The sequence below is a fragment of the Stieleria neptunia genome (assembly GCF_007754155.1).
GTDB classification, from domain to species: Bacteria; Planctomycetota; Planctomycetia; order Pirellulales; family Pirellulaceae; genus Stieleria; species Stieleria neptunia.
In genome coordinates, this window is sequence record NZ_CP037423.1 from 5,747,389 (window position 1) to 5,772,517 (window position 25,129).

Below are 25,129 nucleotides of genomic sequence, written 5' to 3' on the forward strand. Positions count from 1 at the left end.
CCGATTGACCGTAACATCGTGCAACATCGTCGCGCGTTTGCCGCGTGTTGGCCATTTTCGCACACTCCGTCCACGAGACCGGTCGATTGCTCGCGTTCCTGATTGTTGCACAGTTTGTGCTCGCCGCCACACTGGTTTTGTCGGCCCGCTGGTCGCCGCTGCCCGTTGCGGCGTTGGTGATCGCCGCGCCGGGGATCGCGCTGGCGGTTTGGGCGTGGGCGAAAGTGGGATGGCGGAAGATTCGGATCCATCCGACGACGACCGACGAAACGGAGTTGCTGACCGACGGGCCGTACGGAATCGTCCGTCACCCGATGTATGCGGGGTTGTTGTGGTTTACCGCTGCGTTGCTGTGGACCCCGTTGCTGTGGTGGCGGGTCGTCGGCTGGGTCGCGCTGCTGGTGGTTCTGTATGCCAAAGCGAAGCATGAGGAACAATCGATGCGGGACCGCTTTGAGGGGTACCACGCTTATCAGCAGCGGGTCGGGCGGCTGTTTCCGATTCGCTGGTAACCGAAGGAAGAAAGGCTGATTGCAAGGCAGTTGGCAATCGATCTGACGGCCGCATCCGATCCCAAGCGATCTCGACTCCACCGGCACGTGGTCTGCTGGTGTATAATCGATCAGTCCCGACGGTGTTTTCTGGTGACGATCCTAGGACCACGAAACTGCAGGCGGTGTGTCATGGATAACGCGGAGTCTTCATCTTCGATTGCGGCCCTCGACGATCCGGCCGAACGGCGACGCGTCGGGTTAGACGAAAACAGGCGGATCGCAAATCATCTCGGTGAGATCGCCAGCTTGCTGGAATCACAACACGCCAGCGAGTTCCGTGTGTCGGCTTACCGCAAGGCGGCCGGCACTTTGTTGAATCTTCAAACCCCCGTGCGTTGGATTGACCAGAAGCACGGAATCGAGGGCTTGATTCGAATCGAGACGGTCGGGCAATCGATCGCCAGTTTGATCGACCAATATCTGAGAACCGGTCGCGTTCCGTTGCTGGATCGGTTGCGTGGCGAGGCGACTGCGGAAAAGATTTTTACGACGTTGCCCACGATCGGGCCCGAGTTGGCCCATCGAATCTATGACGCGCTACACGTGGAGACCCTGCCCGAACTGTATAGCGCGGCGATCCACGGCAAACTCGGTCAAGTTCCCGGGATTGGTCGAAAACGTGCCTCCGCGATTGAAGAGGTGTTGGCGGAACGTTTGCGACGAAACCCCAGTCCGATGACGCCCCTGTATCCGCAAACAGATCGTTCGATACCAGTTGCCGAGATTCTGGATGTCGACGCCGAGTACCGTCGCAAGGCAGGGGAAGACAAACTGCCCAAAGTCGCGCCCACCAAATTCAATCCCGGCGGCGTGGCTTGGTTGCCGATCTTGCATACCCAGCGAGACGACCGCCACTACACCGCCTTGTATTCCAACTCCGCACGCGCGCACGAATTAAATACGACGAAGGATTGGGTGGTGATCTACCGAGACGACGACCAACAACACGGCCGCTGGACGGTGATCACGTCCCAGTTCGGGAAACTACACGGGTGTCGTATCATTCGAGGCCGCGAAGACGAGTGCCGCGAAATCTATTTGAGGAACCCGCAGTGACGAAACATTGACCGAAAAAAGTGGGAGAGGCTCCCAGCCGATTAATAATACGGCACGAACGGCGTCGGCACGTAGATTTCCACTTGGTAATGCTGCTGCAAGAACGTGACCAGATCCGCTAACTGCGTCACCGTCATTTCGTCGTTGTACGACCGCATCTTGGAAACCTCGCCCTCTTGAATCTCGTCGGATTGGTAACCGAGTGCGAATCGGTGCGACGGGTTGATGATGGAGGTCACGAGGTCTCCGTAAGTCACCACGTATCCTTTTTTGCCGCCCAACGCGACCGTCGTGACGTCTTCCGAAACGTCGGCGTCCAACTCCACCCCGTCGACGGTATGACACGCGTTGCATTGCAACGCCACAAACGTGGCTTTTCCGCGCTCGGCATCACCTTCGGGCAGCGTAAACCCCCAGCCAGACTTGGGATCCGGCGCGCATCCCACCAGCGCCGACAACATAAGCACGCACAACGCAGTTTTGAATGACTTGATCATCGATCGGTCTTCATTGGGAAGGGAGCTAAAACCGCAACGATCAAACAACAAACGCAAGCGTTGTGCCAACTGGGAAGTCCTGCATTCTCACCCAACGCGAGGCCGGTGACGCACACTTTGAGTGACAATGTGCGTTACCGCTCAGGATCGGAGGCCGAACCGTTGCTAAATGACCAACGTCATGCGCGGCACCAGACTGTCTTGCACCCCATCCCGATCGCTGACGGTCGGTTGATCCCAACCGCACGATCCGTGTCGATTCCCTATTGGCGGATCCGTTATAAAAAGGTGCGTCCACCCTCGGCTCGATGGCGAACGCGTACTGCGAATGCGAGTGCCATCACACCCGCAACCGAAACGAATCGATTGGATCGGCGATGGCGACTTTGCAGGTGCGGCTACTTTTTCGGCCGGTGGCATTTCTCAATCATAACGCGGCCCTTAGCACAAACTATGAACGCATCGAAGGCCCAGGGCAGTCAAACCAGCGTGTTTCACGCCGTCGACATCACCAAGATCTATCAGATGGGCGAAGTGGAAGTGCACGCGCTGCGCGGGGTCAGCTTGGAACTTTACGAAGGCGAGTTCGTCGTGCTGTTGGGGGCATCGGGCAGCGGCAAGTCGACGTTGCTGAACATCTTGGGCGGATTGGACTCGCCCACGTCCGGTACGGTTCACTACCTGGATCACGAATTGACCGCCAGCGATGGCTCCCAGCTGACACAGTACCGCCGCGACAACGTCGGATTTGTGTTCCAGTTTTACAATCTGATCCCCAGTTTGACCGCTCGTGAAAACGTTGAATTGATCACCGAGATCGCCGCTTCACCGATGGAGGCGATGGAGGCGTTGGATCTGGTCGGGCTTAAGCCTCGCGCCGACCACTTTCCCGCTCAGCTTTCCGGGGGCGAACAACAGCGCGTCGCGATTGCCCGGGCGATCGCAAAGAACCCGAGAGTGTTGCTGTGTGACGAACCGACAGGCGCGTTGGACGTGCAAACGGGCGTCGTCGTGTTGCAAGCGATCGGGCAGATCAATCGACAATTGGGGACGACGACCGCGGTGATTACCCACAATGCGGAGATCGCCAAAATGGCCGACCGGGTGATCCTGTTGTCGGACGGTCACATCGCCGGGATCGAGACCAACTCGACCAAGATCGCGGCTCAAGACCTGAGGTGGTGAGCGATGCGAAAGCTGGACCGCAAACTGTTGCGAGACCTGTATCAACTGCGTGGTCAGGCGGCGGCGATCGTGCTGGTCATTGCCGCCGGGGTCGCCACCTTTGTGATGTCGATGTGTGCTTATCGATCGTTGACGGCGACCAAAGACGCGTTCTACCGCGACTATCGGTTTGCGGATGTCTTTTCGTCGACGCACCGAACTCCCGACGCCCTGTTGCCCCGACTGCGCGACATCGAGGGGGTCGCCGCCGTTGAAACGCGTCTGGTCTACGACGTCTTGTTGGATGTCGCCGGGATGTCCGAACCGGCCACCGCTCGTTTGATCAGCGTGCCCGATCGCGGTCAAAGCGAGTTGAATCGGGTCTACATCCGCCGCGGGCGAATGATCGAACCGTTGCGCAGTGGCGAAGTCGTCGTCTCGGAGGTGTTTGCCGCGGCGCACGGGTTCGTGCCCGGCGACCAGGTCCGCGCGATCGTCAACGGCAAGACCCAGGTGATGAAGATCGTCGGGATCGCCTTGTCGCCGGAATACGTCATCCAAGTTCAGCCCGGCAGCATTTTGCCGGACGACAAACGATTCGGCATCTTTTGGATCGGCCGGCGCGACTTGGAAGCCGCCTTCGACATGACGGGCGCCTTCAACAGCGTCACCGTCCGCTTGGCGCTCGGTCACGAAACGCCGCGCGTGATCGACGAACTGGACCGCTTGTTGAAACCCTACGGCAGCGTCGGCGCGTACGACCGGGACGAGCAATTGTCGCACCGGTATTTGTCGGATGAGTTGTCACAGCTTCGCGGCATGGCGGTGATGGCACCGGCGATTTTTTTGGGCGTTGCGGCCTTTCTGCTCAACATCGCAGTCTCCCGCATCATCACGCAACAACGCGAGCAGATCGCCGCCCTGAAAGCGTTCGGGTATTCTGATTTCGAAGTCGGCGCCCATTACCTGAATCTGGTGTTCGTGATCACCGTGGGCGGCAGCGTAGCCGGTTCGTTGATCGGATTTTGGATGGGCGCCAACATGATGGGCATGTACGAGGAGTTTTACAAATTTCCGTCGTTGACGTTTCTGATCAATTGGCCTGCCGTCGGCGCCGCGTTCTTGATGACCAGTGCTGCGGCGGTGGTAGGAACGTTTCTGTCGGTGCGATCGGCGGTCACGTTGCCGCCGGCCGAAGCGATGCGGCCCGAAGCACCGCCGAGCTTCCGAACGTCGTGGGTCGAGCGTTTGGTTCCCAAGCGGTTTTTGGCACCGGAGATGCGGATGGTCCTCCGCAATTTGACTCGGCGACCGGTCCGTGCGGCGCTCTCGGTCGTCGGGATCGCGATGGCCGTCGCCGTGATGGTGCTCGGCAATTTTTCGCTCGACGCGATGAATTACATGATGGAGTTCCAGTTCCGCCTCGCTCAGCGCCAGGACTTAACCGTCACCTTTGTGGAACCGGCAACCGAATCGGTGATGTACGAAGTGCAGAATCTGGATGGGGTCTTGGAGAGTGAAACGATGCGAAGTGTCGCCACCCGCATTCGGTTTCAGAACCGGTCGCGGCGGATCGGCATCATGGGAATTCTGCCCAACCCCCAGCTGTATCGTTTGCTGGACGCGGACGAGCGGCAGGTTCGAGTGCCCGATTTCGGAATCATGCTCAACCGCAAACTCTCAGAGGTCTTGGGTGCCCAGATCGGTGATGAAGTGATTGTCGAAGTGCTGGAAGGCAAGCGTCCGACGCTGACGTTAGAGGTTTCGGCGATCGTCGAGGAGTTTGCGGGAATCAATGCCTACATGAACAAGAGCCGTCTTCACGAGGTGCTGTTGGAATCCAATGTCGCTTCGGGGGTGTTTTTAAAGGTCGATCCGAATCGCATCGACGCGGTGTTCGCCGAGCTGGAAGAACGCCCGGGGGTGGGCAGTGTCACGATCAAGGACGCGATGATGCAAAGTTTTGAACAAACCGTCGCCGAGAACATCTTGGTCATGCGGTCCTTCATCGTGATGTTCGCGGCGGTGATCGCGATCGGTGTGGTCTACAATACCGCAAAAATATCGTTGTCCGAGCGGCAGCGCGACTTGGCGACGATGCGTGTCATCGGGTTTACCAATCGCGAGGTGTCCACCGTGCTGTTGGGAGAGATCATCATTTTTACCGCGTTGGCGATCCCGCTGGGCTGCCTGATCGGGTACGGTTTGGCGGCGGTGACGACCGCAGGATTGGATACCGACAACTACCGGATTCCGTTGGTGATCAGCCGAAACACGTTGCTGTTGGCCTCGTCGGTCGTCGTGGTGGCGACGATCCTTTCGGCGCTGTTGGTGCAACGACGCGTGAAGCGTTTGGATCTGATCAGCGTGCTCAAAACAAGGGACTAGTGGTGCGATTTTCGCTGAAGACTTTGCTCTGGGGAATTCTGGTGATCGCGCTCGTCATGGTCGCCATCGCCGCACTTTTTCCCAGCCCCGTTGCCGTCCGTGCGACTCCCGTCGCCGTCGGGCCGTTGCGGGTGTCGGTGGTCGAGGACGGCAAGACGCGGATTCGCGAAAAGTACACGGTGTCTGCGCCGGTCTCGGGCCGTTTGTCACGCATCGAACTTCGCGAAGGCGACTACATCAGTGTCGATCGGCTGCTGGCGGTGATCTTGCCCAGTGACCCCGCGTTGCTGGATCAACGTTCGTTGGCCGAAACCCATGCCCGGGTACAAGCCGCCGAGGCCGCGGTGTTGCGAGCCGATTCGAGGGAGCAACAAGCCAGGATCGATTTCGGCTTGAGCCAAACGAAATTCGATCGCGCCAAACGGCTGCTGCCCCAAAGGGGAATGTCGCAGGACGAATACGACATCGCCGAGTCTCAGATGCTGGCGGACAAACAAGCGATCGAAACCGCGTCCTTCGAAGCCGAGATCTCACGATTTGAACTCAAAATGGCCCAGGCGGCTCTGAACCAGTTCGAACAAGAGGACGCCGAGGTGCAGGTGTCCCCCTTCGAAATCTCTTCCCCCATCGACGGTCGGGTCCTACGCGTGATGGAGAAAAGCTCCACGGTGGTCACGGTTGGAACCCCGTTGATCGAACTGGGGGATCCTCGCAACTTGGAAATGGAGATCGACGTGTTGTCGACCGACGCGGTCAAGATTCGAACCGGCGCGGACGTCACGATCGAACATTGGGGTGGCGAGTCTCCACTGAAAGGTAGCGTTCGCGTCGTTGAACCGGGGGCGTTCACCAAGATTTCGTCGCTCGGTGTGGAGGAGCAACGCGTCAACGTGATCGCCGATTTTAACGAACCGCCCCAGCGGATCGCTTCGCTGGGCGACGGCTATCGGATCGAGGCTCGGATCACGATCAACCAGCTCGACAAAGCCCTGTTGATCCCCAACAACGCCCTGTTTCGCTACGAACAACAATGGCACGTGCTGGTCGTGCAAAACGGCGCCGCCGAACTGCGAAGGGTCGAGATCGGGATTCAAAACGAGTCTCAGGGCCAAGTCGTTTCGGGGTTGGTGGAAGGAGAACGCGTGATCGAATACCCCAGCGACCAGCTCGCTCCCGGCACCCCGGTCACCGTTTTGGACTGATTTTGAAAGGTTTCTTGAATTTGACGCCAAGAATCGCGGTAAAATTCTGGCTGAACTTGTCGGCACGCGCGCCTGATGCAGTGTCCGCCAAAGCCTGATCAACGAGTGCCTGATCGAGAGGTCCGCTTAACGGCGTCCGAAGCGTTCGAGCGCGACGAGTTCACCTCTCTTCTTTTCAAGAACCGGTCACAGGGGAAGTCAGCATGGCAACGACAAGTATGCTTGGGAACGTCAAGACGAAGCCTGCTTCACGGGTGAGGCCCTCCAAGGTCGACCCGCGGACAGCTCAGCCGTTTACGTTGGATCAGGAACTGGAACCGTTTGGAACGTGGACCGGCGATCCGATCCTCGTGCCGCCCAAGGACGCCAGCACGGAGATGGCCGAAACGATGCTGCGTCAGTCGGGAATCTTGACGTCGAAAGACAGCAGTTGGGAGGCGGTGGTCCAACAGCATCGCAGCCAATTCACCGAAGTCCGGGAACTGGAACTCACCAAGGCTTCGATCCGGCTGCCCAAAACCAAGTTGTTCTTCACCGTTACGCAACAAGAACATTTTGACAAAATCACCGACTCGGTCCCCGCTTGTGTGCAAACGCGCCTGGATGAGTTTTTGGCCGGTCCCGGAAAGCAGCCCGGCGTCAAAGTCTATTACCTGAAACCCCTGTGCATCGAAGTCGATGATGAATTGATCTTCACGTCCGGAGAAAGTCTGACGGCCGCGATCACGAAGATTCAGGAGGAGGTGTTTACGGAGTATCGGCGGTTGTACCTGTTTCGCCGTCCCCGGCACGTGATGCGTCGAGTGGCACGCGCAAGTTTTGCCCTGCCGCGGGCCATCGCCAATCGGGCGATCCAGCGGCGACAAAAAGCGATCGACGCCTATCAGGCCAAGCTGGAATTTCAACGCCGCAAGACCGCCTTGCGCGCGGCCAAGACCTTTGAAAAGAATCGCACGACCGGGTGCACCTTTGATGAGATGTTGGAGCTGACCAACCCCCTGCAGCGGTATGATGTGATCGAGCAATTCGGCGTCGAAAACGAACTCTCGCGGGCCAAGCGAGATCAATTGATCCGCATGGCGGCGGGACAGCTACCTTGGTTTGTCGCGTTCTCCATCGGCGCGTCGTACCTGGTTTCCATCGGCATCACCATCGGTACCTCGCTGTCGCCGCCGGTGTTGGTCTGCGACCCGGCCTTTGTCGCGGAGTTCCCCGGATCCAAAGGCCAGGTACTCAAAATTGGCCACTTTGATGAAGTCGCGGGCGTGACCCACGTCGAAATTTGAACCGGCTGCGTTCGCGACGATCCGGTTGCGTCGAGTCGTCCAGCCATGGCTGGCGACTCGTTAGAATGTTCGGATCGCGACCCTGTTTCGCGACCCTGTTCCGCTTCGTCATAGACACTGGAAGCTCCCATGGCCACACGATTCATCTTCAATCCACCCGTCGATGCAGGCGAGTTCGACGAGAAGGTTGCGTTGCAGCAACACCCCGAGCACCGCATCTCCATCAAAAGCGGGAGCACGGTGGTCGATGAGCTGACCGTCGAAACGGATTCCGACACCGAGATCTTGAACCTGCAGCAGGAGTTGGCCAAGCTGTTCGGGACCGTGACTGTCCAACGCGGCGTCCAACTGCATTAGGATTCCGTCGCCGCGATCCAGACGTGCCCACGCTCTCCGGGCAACATTTGCTCTGGGCAGCATTTGTCTCGACACCTCTAAAGACACCCTCCCAGGCAGGGATTGATGTCTACGTAAATAAGCCGGCAATCTTTTCTGGCTCCCCTCTCCCCCAATCAAGCCGTGGTTGCCAATACAACACGGTCGACATGCCAGTTATCGATGCGATATTACAAACTCTCAATCTCTACGACGGGTTGATTGGGGGAGAGGGGCTGGGGGTGAGGGGCTCAGCATTGAGACGCTTCACATCGATTGACGTGCTAGATCGCCGATCATGTTGAGGCGTGATTGTTGTCGGGTTCAACTGCTTGGCTATCAAGTATCGCCTTCGGTCTACTCTGCTCGTATGCGTCACGATCGATTGGATTCCCCCCCTCACCCCCAGCCCCTCTCCCCCAACACTCTGGCTCGCTGGGGCTCGCCAGATTGTTGGGGGAGAGGGGAGCCAGAAGAGAGGAGGTGATCGTCAATTTGTGTCGAGTACCGCTACCCCTTAACGAATTCTTAAGAGCCGCTCTTAGGCTTGATGAAGGGGCGCTTCCTGACCACTAACAATGGGGCCCGCGGCGTTCGTCGGATCGTTTGCAACGCCAGCTCGATCGTCGTTAGGGTGGCAAACTTTCACCCAGAATAGTGATCGAAAACGTCAGGGACAGATCCATGACGAACGTGGGATCCAAAAAAACTTTATCGGTCTATGGTTGTCACAACGCACTTTAGCGAGGCTGCTAGGGAGCGGCCGTCCTATCTAGTGACCGCCGGGACATCAATTCGTGACGGCGTCCCTTGACAACAAAACCGGCTTAGCAACGATGTAGGCTCCTACCATTATGCAAGCTCTTGTTGAGCGGCCTGGTCTGGGGCTCCTGGTCGGGGCTATCGAACGCCCACCTGACAGTAGCCTGTCGGACGATCTCGATTCGCGGATTGTGATGTTTTTAAATTGCGCGTCGAATCTTCGAAACTTGTTGGCCGCAACGTAAGTTTAACGACTTGTATTTCAAAGTTACCTTTTCACCTTCTACATCGAGACCCTTCAATGAAGCGTTCCGCTCGTCCGAGCAACGGTTTTACACTTGTTGAGCTTTTGGTTGTCATCGCCATCATCGGTATCCTCGTCGGTCTTCTGCTTCCCGCCGTTCAAGCAGCGCGAGAGGCCGCCCGTCGAATGAGTTGCAGCAATAACTTCAAGCAATTGGGGTTGGCTGTTCATAACTATCACAGTGCTTACAAACAACTTCCGATCCACGGCGTCGGCACGGGAAGTCCCCCCAACGGAGCGGCGCCCTTCGGTTCCGTCGACGCCACCACGAACTGGTGGACGAACTATGGCGATTCCAACGCCTGGCGTTTGAGTGCCCTGGTCGGCTTGACTCCGTTCATGGAGCAGCAAGCCATTTGGGACGAAATTTCAAACCCCAGCTACATCAACGCGATCGACCCGGACAACCGTCTGACCGTCGCTTGGCCTCCGATGGGTCCGACCGTACAGTTCATTCAATACCGTCCCTGGGTCACCGAGATCCCGATGCTGCGTTGCCCCAGCGATCCCGGCGTCGGTCTGCCCGCACAAGGGCGAACGAACTACGCCGCCTGCTTGGGTGATTCGATGGAATGGTCGGTTCGCGGACCGAAACAGCACCAAGCCTCACGCGGCGGTGAGGTCGTGACGAACCAGACTTGGGCCCTGCGGTCACTCGCCGCCGACCGCGGTGTGTTCGTGCCCCACAAAGACTCCAAGTTCCGTGACATTTTGGATGGCTTGTCCAACACCGTCGCATTCGCCGAGATCCTCACCGATCTCGGTGATCGCGATTCCCGAGGAACGCAAAGCATCAACGGTAATCCCCCTAACGAGATCCGTTTGAACCCCAGCTATTGCGTCGACAACAACCAACTCGATCCCGAACGACCCAAGTATTGGGCGACGGGGATACCGACGGAAAATGCGAACAACGGACGCGGATTCAAGTGGGCCGACTTTCGTCCCAACTTCAGTGGTGTCCACACGATTTTCCCGCCCAACGCCCCGATCGGTGGAGGAAACAATTCCGGGCAAACCGGTATGTTCCCGCCGTCGAGCCGGCACCAGGGTGGAGCACACGTCTTGCTGGCTGACGGCGCCGTGATCTTCATCACCGACTCGATCGAATCCGGCGACCTGCACCAAGAGATGGTTTGGCAGACACCCGTCAACGGTGTTTCCGTCCCGGGCTCGCAAAGTCCCTATGGCCTCTGGGGAGCGCTTGGAACAAGGGCGTCTCGCGAAACGATTCAAGAACAGTTGAATCAATAGCCCCACGAGTATGTGACTCGCGAACAACTCGTCATCGACGGGACGCGAACCCATTACAAAAAACTCTCGGCCCCACGAAAGGCCGAGAGTTTTTTTGTTGTTTCGAATCTTCTCCTTTCGCAACGGGCGCGGCATTCGACAGGAATGAATCGCTCGATGCTCTTCTACTTGGATGGCAAGCGTACGGTCAGCGGGCAATTCCCAAGCTCTTGATTCGTGATGCCAAGGTGGTCGGTTTCATGCCGAGCAATTCAGCGGCTCCACCGGCTCCGGACACTTTGCCGTTGCATTGTGACAGGGCGCGGCGAATGTTGTTAGTTTCCAGTTCACGCAACTCGGCAACCGTCATCACCCGTTGTTCATCAGCGGGCTCGATTGCACCCGCCGCGTTGACGGATGATTGCCGACTTGCGGAGAGGCCGGAATTGAGCTGGAACCGTAAGCGTCCGGCTTTCGACGTGATCATGGCGCGTTCGAGGACGTGCTGAAACTCGCGAACGTTGCCGGGCCAATCGTAACGCTGTAAATCATGCACGTTGGCCTTGGTCAGCCGCGGTGTCGGACGGCCGAGCTTGCGGGCCAGCTGCGCAAGAAGATGTTCGGCGAGCAACGGGATGTCGTCCTTGCGGTGACTGAGCGGTGGCAGCTCGATCGGGAACACGCTGAGCCGATAGTAGAGGTCGCTGCGGAATCGGCCGGCATCGCTCTCCGCTTCCAAATCGCGATTGGTGGCAGCGATGATCCGCACGTCGACGCGGCGAGTTTGTTCTTCGCCGACACGCTCAAGCTCTGATTCTTGAAGCACCCGCAACAACTTGCTCTGCAGATCAAGTGGGATCTCCCCGATTTCATCCAGGAACAACGTGCCTCCATCGGCCAATTCGAAACGCCCGATCCGATCACGCACCGCGCCGGTAAAGCTGCCCTTGGTGTGGCCAAAGAACTCGCTGTCGTACAGCTCGCGTGGGATCGCGGCACAGTTGACTTTGATCAGCGGCCGATCGCTGCGCGCAGAACGTCGATGAATCTCGCGGGCGACCAGCTCCTTGCCGGTGCCGCTTTCGCCGGTCACCAAGACCGTTGAATCGGTCGGAGCGACGAGCTCGATTTGCTCGGCGACTTTTTGCAGCGCCGCGCTCTTGCCCACCATGTCGCCGAATGCGTTTCTCGTCCGCACTTCCTCTTGCAGGTAATCGTTCTCCATCTCCAGCCGGCGACGCAGCGATTCGATCTCCTCCCATGCCGACGCATTGGCAAGCGAAGCGGCCGCATGGTTGGCGATCGTGCGCAGCCAGTCCAGGTCTTCGTCGTTGATCGTGGTTCGGCTAAACACCGCCAGCACCCCGAGCACCTCGCCGCGGTACACCAGCGGTTGGCCGGCGAAACCGCGAATGCCTTCCGAGTGGGCCCAGTCCGGGTGGACCAGCCAATCGGGCTCACCGGCCAGATTGCCAACTTCCAACGGTTCGCCCGTCGCGGCGATCCGCCCCACTTTACGGACCCCGATCGGAAACCGTCGAAACGCGCCGTCGGTCCGCGACAGGTCGCGGTTGGGGGCCACCACCGACGCGCCGCCGCTGGCCACCAAATGCAGGCACTGGGTTTGGTCGGGGCACTCCTGTCGCAGCGGACACGTTTCGCAGCCGGCCCCCGGACGGATCAGCCAGATCCTCACCAACGCCACCGCCGGCGACGCGGCAATGTGATCGACGATCAACTTGAGCGCATCGTTGACCTGCAGCCGCTGGGCCATCTCCAACAGCAGCGTCTTGGGCTGATCGATCAGGGGTGTCTTGTCGCCGAGCATTCGCAAAACATACGCGAAAATTCGTCATCGGCAAGCGATATTTCGTGAATTGACGAGATCTCGTGTCGTTCACGTTTTCGCCTTTGGTGTCGTAAGTGCTGTTCAGCATTGTAGTTGCGGGTTTCTTTGCGTTTTGGTCCGGGACATGCTTGAGCGGATACCGACGAGCAGTGGCTTTCACTGCTTGCAGTTCAAAACCCCCCTTTGTATGAGGAAAGTAGCCATGACCCGAATCAGCCCCATCAACCCCGCGAACGCAACCGGCAGCGCCCAAGAATTGCTCAACGGAGTTCAGTCCAAGTTGGGCATGATCCCGAACATGATGTCGACGATGGCCAACTCGCCGGCCGTCCTGGACGCGTACCTGAAATTCAGCGGCGCGCTCGCCGCGGGCGGACTGTCGGCCAAGGATCGCGAGCGAATCGCTTTGGCCGTCGGGCAGGCCAATCAATGTGACTATTGCCTGGGCGCTCACACGGCGATCGGCAAGATGGTCGGACTGACGTCCGAACAGATCCGTGACGCCCGATCGGTGACCGCCGCCGATGCCAAGTCCGATGCGATCGTGAAGCTCGCGGCACAGTTGGTCGAAAAACGCGGTCTGGTTTCTGACGACGAAGTCGCCGCGGCCCGGCGTGCCGGCTTGGGCGACGGCGAGATTGCTGAAGTCGTGGCCAACACGGCGCTGAACCTGTTGACCAACTACTTCAACCACGTCGCGGAAACGGACAACGACTTCCCGCCTGCCGAGCCGATCGACTCGCCATCGTCTGGCGGTTGCCACAGCGAGACCTGCGGCGTGGCCTGATCAACGCTGCAAGCTGATCATCACATTCAACATCTCTGAACGAAGAGGATTACAGCATGCCAAAGCCGACCGACATTCGACCGCCCTTCACCCGTGACACGGCGGAGCAAAAAGTCCGGGCTGCCGAGGATGCCTGGAACACGCGCGATCCCGAACGTGTTTCGTTGGCCTACTCTGCGAACAGCCAATGGCGAAACCGTGACACGTTCGTCGCAGGGCGTCCGCAGATCGTCGAGTTCCTGTCTGGAAAGTGGGACAGGGAGCAGCAGTACCGTTTGGTCAAGCAATTGTGGGCATTCACCGAGAACCGGATCGCGGTTCGGTTTCAGTATGAGTACCACGACGAGACGGGAAATTGGTTTCGTGCCTACGGCAATGAAAACTGGGAGTTCGATGACGATGGTTTGATGCGACGCCGCGAAGCCAGCATCAACGATGACGCGATCGACGAAACGGATCGAAAGTTCCACTGGCCCATGGGGCCCCGTCCTGCGGACCATCCCGGCTTGGGAGAGTTCGTCAAATAGGCGGGGCTTGATTTGAAAGTCGGCCGTCACAGATGGCGGCCGACTTGTCGGGAATACCGTCGCACACCCGCGCGGTCAATTCGTCGGAATGAAACCTCGGATCGGTTCGAGTCTTGAAAGTCGTTGATCGAGTGAGAGGATTTCGTCTGCCAAACGATCGACCTTGGCGTCCAGGGATTGGAGCATCGTGTTGAAGTATTGTGGATTCTTCAACAGCACAAGCGATAACTGTGCCAGCTCGTATTTCAGTTTTAGGCGTTCCAATTCCAGGTCATTCACCATTCCGTTGTCGTGCAGCAGTCTTCCGTTCTCGAAATTGAGTTTCGCCAAACGAATTTTTTCTTGGGCGTTGCGAAGCCGAATGCGTTCGCTTCCACCAACGGTCGCCATCTCCGCCTCTTGGAACCGTTGCTCGGCGATCGCCACGTCGGACTTCAGTCGCTCGATCACGAGTCGAGCGATCGTTCCTGGGGACTCCTTGTTGATCTCCTGGGCAGAGAGCAGTTCAACGTTCGCCAACGCCAACTGCGTTTTGGTGTGTTTGACATTCAAGTCATGCCATGAAGGCTCGGTCGTCTTGGCCTGGTGTTCTTGGCAAAACGCAGCGGTGGCCAACACAACCAACAAGCAAAACACGAATCCGACCGCTTTGAAGTGTGACATTGGTCCACCCATAATTGTGCGAATTCGCCCGCTCTTTCCATGGTGGCGATGCGCTGATGACTTTTGTTTCCTCGTCCAGATCACCTGCAAAAATCGCGCCACAGCGTGGAAACCACAGGGGATCCACGTTCTCTCGCGGGCAACGACATCGGATCAGAAATTGGCGACGTTTCGTCTTCTCCTGCCCCGAATGATTTTGCCAATCACCCAGGAGCGATTGGTCGGCGTGATCGCATCGGCGTGATCCGGCGTCCCCGGCGCTGGCCGAGTCAAACTCCAACCACCTCGCGCCAGGTTTTGGCCATCAGTTGGTGCCCCAGCGGGGTGGGGTGGACGCCGTCGCCGGCCAGCAGTTTCGCCTCGGTTCCCTCGGCCACCGCATCGTCGAACATGGTTTGGAAAGGAACCCAGATGGCTTCTGCGTTCTGAGCGACTTCTTTGGCATGCTTGCGGCGGACGTCGAACTCGGGGAACCATTTGTCACGGTTTTCCTTGACCGTGCCGCTCATCAAAACAAACGGCTCGCAGATCACGATTGTCGTCGTCGGGAGTGCACCTCGGGTGCGCTCCAGCAACGCGGCAAACCCGTCGCGATAGGTTTCCGCAGTTCCGTCATAGCGGCCGTTGAGCATGTGCCAGATGTCGTTGACTCCGATCAGGATGCTGAGGATTTTCGGTTCGATGTCGATACAGTCTTTTTGCCAGCGACGGTCCAGGTCGGGAACTTTGTTTCCGGAGATGCCCCGATTGTGGATTTGCAGGTTCAGATCCGGGTAATCGTGATGCAGCGATTCGGAAATGAAGTTGGGGTAACCGCGTCCGAGTCCTTCGTTGGCAACGGGCGATTTTTTGTTGCGCCCGGCGTCGGTAATTGAATCACCTTGAAACAGGATCACGTCGTCCTTGGACAAGGTCATCTTCTCCGCAGCAAAGAGTCGGGGCTGGTCGAGGCAGGCGACGGTGCCCGCCGACGCGGCGACGGACAGAAAGGTGCGACGTTTCATCAAGGATCTTGCCAAAAAGGGTGACGGTAGCATCAAGTTGATTCGGGTGTGTGTCATGGCGCCATGCCACGTCACCCGAACTTGGGGCAAAGTTTAATCGATCGCCAGCGAGAGACCAACATGCGCCGGTGTGTACGACGTCCTTATCTAGGTCGTCCAGGAGAGTCTTCCTCGCGACGGCCCGGAAGGGCCATCGTACTCGAAAAGCGGACCGTTGTACGACGTCCTTTCTAGGTCGTCGTCGGGAGTCCCACGGACGACGGCCCGGAAGGGCCGTCGTACTCGGAAAGTGGACCGTTGTACGACGTCCTTTCTAGGTCGTCGTCGGGAGTCCAACGGACGACGGCCCGGGAGGGCCATCGTTCGTGCGAAAAGCCGTCGACACACGCCGGTTGCACAGCGGGTTCAACCGAACAGTCCTTTCTTAGGCAGGATCGACGTCGGGCTTCCGGTCGCCTTTTCGGATTTCTTGACGGCCTTGCGGAATTCCTTGTCGTTGCCAAACTCGGGGATCCGGGTGAGCAGATCCTTGAACTCTTCGAGCGCCTCCTCGTGCATCTCCTTGGCTTGATAGGCGTTGGCCAACATGTAGAACAGGGATGGGTCGTAGAAGTCGGCCGACTTACGCAGCGGCTCAAAGCATTTCGCCGCCTCGTTCGGGTTGCCCGACTGAAGTGCGTCGACGCCTTGGATTCGCTTGCTGGTCGGATGCGCCGGGTCCAACGCGATCGCCTGGTCGAAACATCGATTGGACAGCTCGGTCTGTCCTTGGCGTTCATACCACGACCCGATGTCGATCAGGGTGTCAAAGTCCTTGGCGTGCTGTTTCGCGGTTGCCGCCGCCAGCTCCATCGCTTCGTCAAGCTGGTTGAAGACGGTCATGCTTTGCAGCAGTTCGAGCGCCTTGGACGGGTCGTCCATATTTTCCGCCAAGCCGGCCAACCCAGACTCCAAGTTTTCCTCTCGAATCCGTTCCCATTCTTTAAGCGGCATGACTCGGTGCCGTCGACAGGCCGAGCACTCCCCGATGATCTGCTTCTTTCCCAGTGGGATGACCGGAATGAACAGCACGACGATGTAGTAACCGGTTTCGTAGTCGGTCAACGTCACGTGTCGCTGGCATGATTCACAGATGCCGCCATAAACGCGCGGGTTCTTTCGGCCGTAATACTGGGTCCCAATTCCATTGATGGTCGTTGGCATGCGTGACGGCTCGGGATTTTAGTCTTGCTTGGGTAGGGGAGCTTGGCACCAGCGTAAACGAAATGCAAACGTGATGGAGCTAGGGAGTAAGTCGACGCAAGGGAAGCTCGGGTAAGGGGGCCGGATCCCAGACACTGATTTCCACTTCGTCGATCACGGCTTCTCCGTCGCCGATCACTTCGAACATCACACGCACCTCCGTCTCTCCGGTGCTTTGCCGGTACAGTCGAATAGGAGTCCAATCGGTCGCACCGCGGACCAAGATTCCCATCTCTTGGCCGCCCAAGCTGTCATAGACCAAAATTCCTTGATGCGGTGCACCGAACCCGATCGTGCGAATCATCGCATCGACACGAATGGCCTGAGTCGGCTGAATGCGGACAGTGGGGCTCGATAGAATCGCAATCGTGCCTTCGTAGCCGCCGCCAAGTGACTCACCGGCCGTGGCGGCCGCGGACAGCGCGATCGCGCCTCGGCCGCTGAAGAATCCGCGGGACATCCAGCGGGCATCGGACTGCGCTCGAACCAGTTTCCGTTGCCCAAACGTCCAGCCGCCGGACGACAAGACATCGGGCTGGTCCAAGCCGCCCGTTGCGATCAGATTCTCGCTCCAGCCTTCGTCTCGCATCAGCGGCTGCCACGCCGTTTGCAAGGTCGGACGGCCTTCGTCGATCGGCGGGCTGCTGACGTGCCGCGGCGAAAAGGCGGGGAGGGTTCCCGACAGCAGTGCCTGAGAAAGCTGCAGACTCGAACGAACCGACCAGGCATCGGCGCGGCGAGACAAGCGCAAGGTGGCTTCGGCATCACCGGCACGAAAAACGGTTTCCGCATCATCGAGTGTCCGCCGCGCCGCGGTCAAAAGATCGACCGGCATGATCGCCTCGGTCGCGCCGGAGCTGACGGCGTGGTCCCAGTCTTGGCGAATCTGACGGACTTGATCAACGCACAATTGCCAACGATCCGAAGCCGCCCGGGCGGCAAAGCGTCGCGCGGATTGCTCAAGCCGGGCGCCCAGGGACGAATCGGCACTGATCACGATGGCTTCGGCGACGTCCGGTGAAACGATCTCGATCCGGGCACCGGTGGGGGTCGGGGCGATGTCGATCCGTTGGGCCGAAAAATTGGTCAATCGCCACGCCGTGCGATGCACCATTTCCGGCGACAGCAAGATCTCGACAGCGCGTCCGTCGCCCGCCAGAGTCTGGTCGCGCACCGTCTGGTCGGACGTGAGCAGCAAAAACTGGTCTCCGTCGGCGTCCAATCGGCCGCAACGATAGGCGGCGCCACGGATCCGGTACGGCGCGGCCGGGCGTGTCGATGCGATCCACGGCCCCATCATCGCCACAAATCGATTCACATAGCTCAGTGCCATCGATCGCTGGTGGGCGAACAGCGACCCGGAAACGAGCGACTCGTGAGAACGAAACACGATCGCGCGGGGTGATTGTTCGAGTGACTGAATCACTTGAGTGAACATCGAATGCCAGCGAAAGTTGCCTCCGGGGGGCGCCCCGATCGCAGCACTGATCGATCGATTCATCTCCGCCAACTTGCTCGGTGGTGACGATTCGATCGCCACGGCGACCTCGGTCCCGCTGCCGATTCGGGCGCGGCGATCCTGGTACACCAGTGTCTGCTCGGCCGCCAACAATCCTCGACCGCGAAGCGCCGCATCGGAGACGATTGCATCGGCGATCGATGCATAACCCGCCCAACGTTCGACCGGCGCGATCACGATCGGGCGTTGCCAGGTTTCGGGGAATAGCCGCAGACGATGAACGGTTTGATCGGTTTGTGAAACACGAGAATTGTCCAACGCGACTCCGCCGCCGAGGTACCAGGCCATCACCGGATCGAGCAGCGCGGCGAGCGCGGGATCGGGCGCCACCGGCGGCGGTGCGTAGACGAGCAATTGCGACTGGATCGCTTCACGCAAAAGATCCGCAGTCGGAGGGCGCGACAACAAGACCGCATCGAACCCCAACGAGCGAACCCAGTCCAGGGGTTCTCCACGATGCTCCAGGATACGAATCACGTTGTCCTGTGGAAACGCCGACGCGACGACGCTCTGACCGGAGCGTTTGCGTTCGGCGACTGGACGCCGCATTTGCAACAACCGCGGCGCACCGAGCGGACCGGGTTCACCGCGGAGATCGACCGTTCCCGTTTCACGACTCGACGGAACCATCTCGACACGGCCATGATCCCCCACCGGAATCATTCCGCGAACGGACACCTGGTCGATCCGCAACGTCGTCGTCCCGGGACCGCTGTAAGCGTTGATCGCAATCGCATCGATGTACGGATTCTTGACGTTCGCATCCGTTCCGTGCACGGAGCGCAGTTTGGCGATCTTGATTCGTAGCTCGCGTTCCACATTGCCGATCCCGAGCGATTGGAATTTGCCGGGATGTTCATAGGTCGCCCCATAAATGATTGCCGCAACGGGACGACGCGTCTGAGGATCGCGGACAAACGGAAACCGGACACGAAAGCCGATCCGCGCGCCCTTTCGGGCGCTCATGATCGAAACGTTCGCCACCAGATCATTGAACACGCGAACCGGTTCGATCGGATAGACCAAGATCGACTCGCTGCCGACGCCGGCTTGGAACGTCATCGACTCGCAGCCACCCCCATCAACCCCGCCACCGGCGACGTTCTTGTGATCGATCACGCGTGCGTCGCAATCGGAAGTGTCCAGGTGCCAGCGAGGTGGATAGGCATCGAGCGAATCAAACAGATCGGCTCGCGCGAGCGGGCAATCTGAGAGAACGAAAACAGGGACAAGCACGGCAATCAGGATCGCGGCAAGGGGCGACCGTCGGGGCGATCCGAACCGGGGCAAGGAGGCGTCTTTTTCGCTTTTTGACCGCTCGACACCACCGGGCCTTCGGCCCTGGTTGGAGCTGCCGGAGCGATCGACCGACGGCAAGCTTTGCCGAGCCCGAACGACTGACAACACTTTCGGACGCGGCACTCGGTATTTGAACTTCAATTGTTGACCCAAATCTGCGTTGCCCAAACAATCAGCAGGACGACGGGGACGTCGCTATCGGAGCAACCACTGATAGCCTGCCGGTGACTCGTGTAACAAAGTGTGCGGTTGACGCGACGATGTAGAAAAATCTCCACATCACGTCGCAACCCGTCGCTTACTACGTAAGACGTTTGTGTATCAAGATTTAGGGTGTCAAGCCAAGCCGAAACGGTGTTGATTTTTTTCAACGTTTCCTTTTGACATCGCAGAAACTGCGATCACCCTAAGCCATTGCTGCGAAACACCTTACGCAGAAACCTCGGCTGTGCTGGCTGGATTCGGCATCGCGAGTGCAAAGGACGGCAATCAAAGCAACCCTTCAACGTATCTCTCTCCGGAGCCCTGGCGCATGCAAAAGACGACGATCGGATCGAACAAACAAGTTGGCGACGAAATTCCTCAAGAATTGCGTGAGCTGACTGCAGCGATCGACGCCCTCCCTGCACGCTACCGTGACACGGTCGCGCCGGCGCTTTCACGAGCGATCGATTGCAGCACCCGGCGGCGTCGTATCCTGAACCTCGTCCAAGAGGCCCTGTCGCAGCTTCGGTTGGACATGAAATACCTCGTCTTCGATCTCGAAGCGACCCGTCGCGAACGTGATCAGTACCGAGAAATCTTGGAAAAAGAAGACCTGCTCTAAGCGGCGTTCCCGATCAAGGTGTTCGACGGGCGGTGTCCGATTCGGCTATCATGCTGCGAATCTCGCCCGCCCCAACCCGACCCACTTGATCGATGAACAAGACTCGAAAATTTCGTCTCATTCCTAGTCGTCCCGGCTGCCGCTCGCTCTCGCGTTGTTTCACACCCCGAGCGGGCATGAGACCCCTGGCGGGAATCGCGCTGGTGACGATCTGGTCCATTCCTGCCGCGTTCTCAGCCCAGCCCGGCGTGGAGCAATCGATTCGAGCGATTGCCAAGACCGACGGCTCGGTGGCGCTGGACCAGGACGCGTCGGCAGCGGCCAACCAGCTTCAATCGCTGCCGAGCGATCAGGTGACCGATGTTCTCGACGGTTTTGACGGCGCCTCCAAACGTGGGACAAACTGGTTGCGGGCGATCGCGGCCGACGTCAGTGACAACGGGGCCTTTCCCAAAGACGCCCTGCTGGGGTTCTTTGCCGATCGCTCCAAGAACGCCGACGCACGTTACGTCGCGTACCAGTTGTTGACCCAACACGACAAGAACCTGACGTCTGAATTGCTAGCCGAGGCTGAAACAGACCCCTCGTTGCCGATCCGCTACCTCAAGATCGAGTCGATGATCGAGGCGGGGGCGGCGCTGATGTCGACACAACCCGATCAGGCCGAGCAAGTCTTTGGCCAAGTGATCGCCCACGGTCGCAGCCCGCAACAGTTGGAGAAGACGGCAAAGCTGCTGTCCGATTTGGATGTCAACATCGACCTCGCCGAAGAACTGGGCATGATGCGTCGTTGGTGGCTGATCGGCCCCTTCGACAACACCGACAGCGAACACTTCGACACGGCCTACGTTCCCGAAAACCGTTACCTCGAATCGGGGTCACCGATCGCCCGAGATGCCGCCGGCGAACCCAAACCGGAACCGGGGAAAAAGCGAACCGTCACCTGGCAACAGATTGAGAGTGACGACAATCTGGGCATGGTCGATTTGAACGGACCGCTGTCCAACGAAAAAGATGCCGCCGCTTATGTTTTCACCGCCTTCAACGTCGACGGCGAAGCAACGCCCATGGCGGCACAGATTCGGATCGGCTGCATCACCGCCAACAAAGTCTGGATCAACGGAAAACTCGTCTCCAGCAATGAAGTCTACCATTCGGGAACACGCATCGACCAATATGTCGAAGACTGCGAGTTGGTCGACGGTGAAAACACCGTGATGATCAAGGTCCTGCAGAACGCCCAAACGGAACCGTGGGCACAAGATTGGCAATTTCAATTCCGGCTGACCCGCCCCGACGGATCAGCGATCAAAACAGACGTGTTGTAGTGCTCGCCGGCGGGGCCGATGCATTCGAGCACCTCGCCACTTCCAAACGCCACTTCCAAATGGTGCCACCCACCATTTATTTGACTCGCCGTCGCCACCGGGGTAGCACTTCCAAATGGTGCCACCCACCACTTCCAAATGGTGCCACCCACCACTTCCAAATGGTGCCACCCACCATTTATTTGACTCGCCGTCGCCACCGGGGTAGAATCGCACCACCACGGATTCATGGGGAGGGATTTGTAATGGGACGTCCGCTGCGTTCGGAACAGGTTGCTAGTGACGAAGTGTCGATCGTGCATGCCGTTCAGCGGTGTGTCCGGCGTGCTTTTTTAGCCGGGGTCGATCAGGCGACCGGCAAGGACTACGGATTCAGACGCGAGTGGATTCGGCGGCGGATGGAAGCGCTGGCGTCTGTGTTCGGCATCGATGTCCTCTCCTATGCCGTGATGTCCAATCACATGCATTTGGTCCTCCGCAATCGCCCCGATGTCGTCGCCGCATGGACCGATCAAGAGGTCGCGATTCGCTGGCTAAAAGTCTTTCCCGGCCGCCGAATGGAAGAACATTTGGGTGAGCCCACCGAAAACGATGTTCAAATGTTGGTCTCCGATAAAGAGAGGCTTGCCGAAGTGCGTCGTCGCTTGTCGGATATCTCTTGGTTCATGCGTTCCTTGAGCGAGCCGATCGCGCGGATGGCCAACCGCCAAGACGAGTGCACCGGTCGATTTTGGGAAGGCCGATTTAAACTGCAATGCATCACCGATGAGGCCGGATTGCTGGCGTGTGCGATGTACGTGGACCTCAACCCGGTCCGTGCCGCGATGGCGGAATCGCCCGACCAGTCGGTCCACACGTCCGGATACGATCGGATCAAAGGGGAGCAGGGTCAAGAAATCGATTCGGCCGCTTTTGATCTGGTTCCGATCACCACGGAACAGGCCGGCGAAGAGCGTCGCACCACGCCGGTAGATGAACTGCGTAAAAAGAAGCGGGCCAAACGAAAGAATCCGACCGGTAAGCGCATCCGCCGCGACGGATGGCTGGCTCCGTTGACCCTGGATGAGTCGACGCTTTCCAACGACGCTCAACCGAACCAGGCTGGCGTGCGGGCGAGCGACAAGGGGTTTCTCGGGATCAGCCTGAAAGACTACGTCAAGCTTCTCCGTTGGACTGCGAAACAGAGTGAAGAAGGGGCGGGGAGAGCTACCGCCAAGTATGCAAGGTCTGGTTTCGCGTCTCGGAATCGACTTGTCGATGTGGCGTGACTTGGTCTGGAACTTTCAACGCTACTTCGGCAACAGTTGTTGCGCAGGCTCACCGAACGGCATGTCGCAGTTCGCCGAGTCGAGCGGCCGGAAATGGGCGAAGGGGCAACGACAAGTTGCCGAGTGTTTCACCGCCTAACATTTCTCCGGTCCGAATCACTCCGGTCGGCGCACCAGTGATTCAGCGAGCCGCGGTTGCCCCTCGACCGGGGATCCCGGTCTCCTCGTCATCGGGCGCAGCGTCTGCGATTCTTGTGTGACGCAACTCACTGACGATGCTGGCCTCAGCGGTGTGAATCGGCTGTCGCGTATTGCGTGTGGGCGGGATCAATCGGTGATGATCAATCGGTGGGCGGCACCAATCGGTGATGGTAAATCGGTGGGTGGCACCAATCGGTGATCGGTGAATCGGTGATGGTAAATCGGTGGGTGGCACCAATCGGTGATGGTAAATCGGTGGGTGGCACCAGATAGATACCAGATAGATACCAGATAGATAGAGAAAGCTAAACGGTCCCGAAAGGCTGGACACCAGCACGCGTTCATTGCTCGCCGGCGGGGCCGATGCGTTGGAGCACCTGCTCGGTCGGTTCGGGCTCAATCGCTGCGAGCGGGCTGTCGTCGCGGGCAAAAAACATCAGATGTTGCCACGGCAATTCGTTGTACTCACGGACCAACTTGAAACCGTTCGCTTCGTATTCCTTCATGATCTGACGTTTCGACATCTTGTGTAGCAGTTTGATCGGAACCGTCGGATCTTCCTTCCGGTACTCCAACAACGCAACGACTCCGGTGGGAGTCAGGGAACGTCGGATTTCCCAGAGCATCGATTGCGGGTGCGAGAACTCGTGGTACACATCGACCATCAACAGCAAGTCGATCTTGTTCTGGGGCAGTTTGGGATTGTCGATCGTCCCCAACACCGGGCGAATGTTTTTTAGGCCGAATTGATCGGCGCGTTGACGGAGTTTCTGCAGCATTTCCCTTTGGATGTCGACGGCATAGACGGCTCCTTCCGGCCCGACCTTCCTGGCCATCGGCAACGTCCAATAACCGTTGCCACAGCCGAGATCACACAGCACCATGCCCGGTTCGAGCCCAAGTTTCTGAAACGACTCGGAGGCGTTTTCTTCGTCATCGCGTTCCGGTCGCACCAACCAGGACGCGCCGAGATGGCTCATCGGTTGCGCGACGACGCGTCCCAGATAACTCTTCCGCGCCCGCTCCTTGGGTTTTTCGTCCGATGATGGTTGACTCGCCGTTTCTGCCGCCGACGAACTCTCCTCAACGACAGCGTCTTGCGCGCAACATGCCGGACCAAGCAACGCGGTCCCGATCAACGTTGTCGCGACCAACAAATAGATTGTGAGGCGCGTGACGCGAAGCCGGGCAGGTGAGAATATGGATGACACGGTGGCGAAAGCTTCCAGCTTGCAAAGGTTTCTCAACGGCGGCAGGCTCGCAGTGGCAAGCAGGATGCTTACTCCACTTTGACGCGTGATTGCGTGGTTAGCATTCCAGATCGTCGACGACTTTCGGCAACGAGAATTCGGGTTCGAACGCGCCATCAAAGGGGTAGACGTCGTCGAAGTCTTCGCGACGATCCGACTCGCTCTTGCGCATCTGCTCGATGCGGATCAGATTGTAAACGATTTCACCGAAGTCGCTGGTCGATTTGATCCCCCACGACCCCAGCACCATGCTGCCCAGGTAACCGTACTGGTCGATGGCGTATTGACGACAGGCTTCGCAGAGTTGCTGACCGGTGATGTGTTTGGGGCGGCCCTTGGAGATTGACTCCGCCGCAACGGTGGCTTGAGTCAGCTCGGGCAGATGCTCGTGGGCAAACTGCAGAGCTTCTCGGATGAACTGATAGGCCTCGTACTTGTACCGCGCGTCCTCCTTCAACAACTTTCGCATCGCTTGGAGGGGCGAGTTGGTCAATTCATTGCTCATGTCGCGGTCTATCTTGATTCGTTATTTATCAGATTCATCA

The 25,129-nt window shown here is 58.6% G+C and carries 20 protein-coding genes and 1 pseudogene; 13 read left to right on the forward strand and 8 right to left on the reverse strand.

What is annotated here, in order from left to right; translation table 11 throughout:
* Positions 1–47 precede the first annotated feature (47 nt).
* Together Enr13x_RS19925 and Enr13x_RS19930 are read left to right on the forward strand one after the other, a co-directional pair.
* The gene (locus tag Enr13x_RS19925; RefSeq protein WP_197455219.1) at positions 48–512 is read left to right on the forward strand and encodes a methyltransferase family protein; all 465 of its coding nucleotides are present in this window, start codon (positions 48–50) and stop codon (positions 510–512) included.
* Positions 513–683: 171 nt separating this feature from the next.
* Positions 684–1,610 (forward strand): helix-hairpin-helix domain-containing protein, encoded by a 927-nt coding sequence (locus Enr13x_RS19930; RefSeq protein ID WP_145388686.1) that lies wholly within the window; start codon positions 684–686, stop codon positions 1,608–1,610.
* A 41-nt stretch (positions 1,611–1,651) separates the two neighbouring features.
* Here Enr13x_RS19930 and Enr13x_RS19935 read toward each other — a convergent pair whose 3' ends face one another.
* Entirely contained in the window at positions 1,652–2,107 is a 456-nt protein-coding gene (locus Enr13x_RS19935) for a c-type cytochrome (protein ID WP_145388687.1), read from the reverse strand.
* A 453-nt stretch (positions 2,108–2,560) separates the two neighbouring features.
* Here Enr13x_RS19935 and Enr13x_RS19940 point away from each other — a divergent pair, with 453 nt between their 5' ends.
* From Enr13x_RS19940 to Enr13x_RS19965, 6 genes are all read left to right on the forward strand, one after another.
* Positions 2,561–3,292, forward strand: a complete 732-nt coding sequence (locus Enr13x_RS19940; RefSeq protein ID WP_145388688.1) for an ABC transporter ATP-binding protein — start codon at positions 2,561–2,563, stop codon at positions 3,290–3,292.
* Positions 3,293–3,295: 3 nt separating this feature from the next.
* The gene (locus tag Enr13x_RS19945; protein ID WP_145388689.1) at positions 3,296–5,659 is read left to right on the forward strand and encodes an ABC transporter permease; all 2,364 of its coding nucleotides are present in this window, start codon (positions 3,296–3,298) and stop codon (positions 5,657–5,659) included.
* Positions 5,660–5,661: 2 nt separating this feature from the next.
* Complete coding sequence (locus Enr13x_RS19950) at positions 5,662–6,861, forward strand: efflux RND transporter periplasmic adaptor subunit (protein ID WP_145388690.1); 1,200 nt, start codon at positions 5,662–5,664, stop codon at positions 6,859–6,861.
* 203 nt (positions 6,862–7,064) lie between these two features.
* Complete coding sequence (locus Enr13x_RS19955) at positions 7,065–8,147, forward strand: hypothetical protein (protein ID WP_145388691.1); 1,083 nt, start codon at positions 7,065–7,067, stop codon at positions 8,145–8,147.
* Between the two features lie 129 nt (positions 8,148–8,276).
* Positions 8,277–8,504: a hypothetical protein gene (locus Enr13x_RS19960; RefSeq protein WP_145388692.1), complete on the forward strand. Its 228-nt coding sequence runs from the start codon at positions 8,277–8,279 to the stop codon at positions 8,502–8,504.
* A 1,081-nt stretch (positions 8,505–9,585) separates the two neighbouring features.
* Positions 9,586–10,842, forward strand: coding sequence for a DUF1559 domain-containing protein (locus Enr13x_RS19965; protein ID WP_145388693.1), 1,257 nt, complete (start codon positions 9,586–9,588; stop codon positions 10,840–10,842).
* Positions 10,843–11,029: 187 nt separating this feature from the next.
* Here Enr13x_RS19965 and Enr13x_RS19970 read toward each other — a convergent pair whose 3' ends face one another.
* Positions 11,030–12,649: a sigma-54-dependent Fis family transcriptional regulator gene (locus Enr13x_RS19970; RefSeq protein WP_145388694.1), complete on the reverse strand. Its 1,620-nt coding sequence runs from the start codon at positions 12,647–12,649 to the stop codon at positions 11,030–11,032.
* A 223-nt stretch (positions 12,650–12,872) separates the two neighbouring features.
* Between Enr13x_RS19970 and Enr13x_RS19975 the strand changes: the two genes are divergently transcribed.
* Together Enr13x_RS19975 and Enr13x_RS19980 are read left to right on the forward strand one after the other, a co-directional pair.
* A complete protein-coding gene (locus tag Enr13x_RS19975; RefSeq protein WP_145388695.1) occupies positions 12,873–13,457 on the forward strand; it encodes a carboxymuconolactone decarboxylase family protein in 585 nt (194 codons plus the stop codon).
* Positions 13,458–13,513: 56 nt separating this feature from the next.
* On the forward strand, positions 13,514–13,984 hold the full coding sequence (locus Enr13x_RS19980; RefSeq protein ID WP_145388696.1) for a nuclear transport factor 2 family protein: 471 nt from the start codon (positions 13,514–13,516) through the stop codon (positions 13,982–13,984).
* Positions 13,985–14,059: 75 nt separating this feature from the next.
* On the opposite strand, the gene Enr13x_RS19985 is transcribed toward Enr13x_RS19980, so the two are convergent.
* The 4 genes from Enr13x_RS19985 to Enr13x_RS20000 form a co-directional block, all read right to left on the reverse strand.
* Positions 14,060–14,647 carry a hypothetical protein gene (locus tag Enr13x_RS19985; RefSeq protein ID WP_145388697.1) on the reverse strand — a complete coding sequence of 196 codons (588 nt, stop codon included), beginning with the start codon at positions 14,645–14,647 and terminating at the stop codon, positions 14,060–14,062.
* 269 nt (positions 14,648–14,916) lie between these two features.
* Positions 14,917–15,651, reverse strand: coding sequence for an SGNH/GDSL hydrolase family protein (locus Enr13x_RS19990; protein ID WP_231743658.1), 735 nt, complete (start codon positions 15,649–15,651; stop codon positions 14,917–14,919).
* A 405-nt stretch (positions 15,652–16,056) separates the two neighbouring features.
* Positions 16,057–16,854, reverse strand: a complete 798-nt coding sequence (locus tag Enr13x_RS19995) for a tetratricopeptide repeat protein (RefSeq protein WP_145388698.1) — start codon at positions 16,852–16,854, stop codon at positions 16,057–16,059.
* Positions 16,855–16,933: 79 nt separating this feature from the next.
* The gene (locus tag Enr13x_RS20000; protein ID WP_145388699.1) at positions 16,934–19,648 is read right to left on the reverse strand and encodes a hypothetical protein; all 2,715 of its coding nucleotides are present in this window, start codon (positions 19,646–19,648) and stop codon (positions 16,934–16,936) included.
* 595 nt (positions 19,649–20,243) lie between these two features.
* On the opposite strand from Enr13x_RS20000, the gene Enr13x_RS20005 reads away from it, so the two are divergent.
* The 3 genes and pseudogenes from Enr13x_RS20005 to Enr13x_RS20015 all read left to right on the forward strand — a co-directional run bounded on the left by Enr13x_RS20005 (position 20,244) and on the right by Enr13x_RS20015 (position 23,272).
* Positions 20,244–20,537, forward strand: a complete 294-nt coding sequence (locus Enr13x_RS20005) for a transcriptional regulator (RefSeq protein WP_145388700.1) — start codon at positions 20,244–20,246, stop codon at positions 20,535–20,537.
* A 176-nt stretch (positions 20,538–20,713) separates the two neighbouring features.
* Positions 20,714–21,865 carry a hypothetical protein gene (locus Enr13x_RS20010; protein WP_145388701.1) on the forward strand — a complete coding sequence of 384 codons (1,152 nt, stop codon included), beginning with the start codon at positions 20,714–20,716 and terminating at the stop codon, positions 21,863–21,865.
* A gap of 245 nt (positions 21,866–22,110) precedes the next feature.
* A pseudogene (locus Enr13x_RS20015) lies at positions 22,111–23,272 on the forward strand (transposase).
* A 403-nt stretch (positions 23,273–23,675) separates the two neighbouring features.
* On the opposite strand, the gene Enr13x_RS20020 reads toward Enr13x_RS20015, so the two are convergent.
* Both Enr13x_RS20020 and Enr13x_RS20025 read right to left on the reverse strand, forming a co-directional pair.
* Complete coding sequence (locus Enr13x_RS20020) at positions 23,676–24,488, reverse strand: class I SAM-dependent methyltransferase (RefSeq protein WP_231743659.1); 813 nt, start codon at positions 24,486–24,488, stop codon at positions 23,676–23,678.
* A gap of 154 nt (positions 24,489–24,642) precedes the next feature.
* Positions 24,643–25,089: a Minf_1886 family protein gene (locus Enr13x_RS20025; protein ID WP_145388703.1), complete on the reverse strand. Its 447-nt coding sequence runs from the start codon at positions 25,087–25,089 to the stop codon at positions 24,643–24,645.
* Positions 25,090–25,129: the final 40 nt, after the last annotated feature.